Genomic DNA, 794 nt, shown 5'->3' on the forward strand with positions numbered 1-794 from the left:
ACGCGCGCCCACGGCGAACGCCAGATGCCGCCGGGCGCGGGCCTGAAGCCTTGCACCTGCTCCGGCTCAAAAATCCGGCACAGGGCGGCAGTAAGGCCGGAAAAATTGCAGTTATAGACGGCACTGAAATGTTCATGCCGCCACTGCTCCAGCACGCGCGTATTTTTTAGCAAAAATCCCTGCTCATCGCGCCCGTGCAGGCACAACCCGTGTATCCGGGCAAAGGGGTAAAGAAGACGCGCCAGGGCAACCAGGTTTTCATCCACAGCCAGATGCACCTGCCCGCGCGCCGCAAGGCCCTGCAGCAAGCGTCCTGTCTGCACAACATCGCCGAAGCGCGCTGCCTGAAGCACCAGAAAAACCGCCATATCCCTTCCTTGCCGGATAACCGGAGACACAATACTTCAAACAGCCCGGCATACGGCAGCGCCGGACACCCATACCCCGAAAAGGTAAGGCAATCGCCCCGGCGAAGCAAGGGCGGCCCTTTGCAAAACGTAAAGCCTGCTGTATGATGGACATATACTGAAAAACATGCAGTTTTTTGCATTATGACGCACAACGGACCCCACATGGAAAAACCCGTAGCCGGAACGGCTTTTTATCCACTCTATCTTTCCCTTGAGGGGATGCGCTGCCTCGTGGCGGGTCTTGGTCAGGTGGGACGCCGCAAGCTCGAAGGAGTGCTGGCGTGCAACCCGGCCCTTGTGCTCGTACTGGATATTGATGCGCCTTCGCCCGGCGATGCCGCCCTTGACGCCCTGCATGTTTTTGGCGGCGGCCATGAGGGTAGG

1 protein-coding gene and 1 pseudogene are annotated in these 794 nt (G+C 59.2%); one reads left to right on the forward strand and one right to left on the reverse strand.

Annotation, left to right across the window (positions count from 1 at the left end; translation table 11 throughout):
- A pseudogene (locus V6C16_RS14555) lies at window positions 1-368 on the reverse strand (glycosyltransferase family 9 protein); the annotation flags it as partial.
- Between the two features lie 204 nt (window positions 369-572).
- Here V6C16_RS14555 and V6C16_RS14560 point away from each other — a divergent pair.
- A partial coding sequence (locus V6C16_RS14560; protein WP_333543602.1) for an NAD(P)-dependent oxidoreductase occupies window positions 573-794 on the forward strand: 222 nt, incomplete at its 3' end.

Source organism: Desulfovibrio sp. 1188_IL3213, assembly GCF_036763145.1.
In the GTDB taxonomy this organism is placed as follows: Bacteria; Desulfobacterota; Desulfovibrionia; order Desulfovibrionales; family Desulfovibrionaceae; genus Desulfovibrio.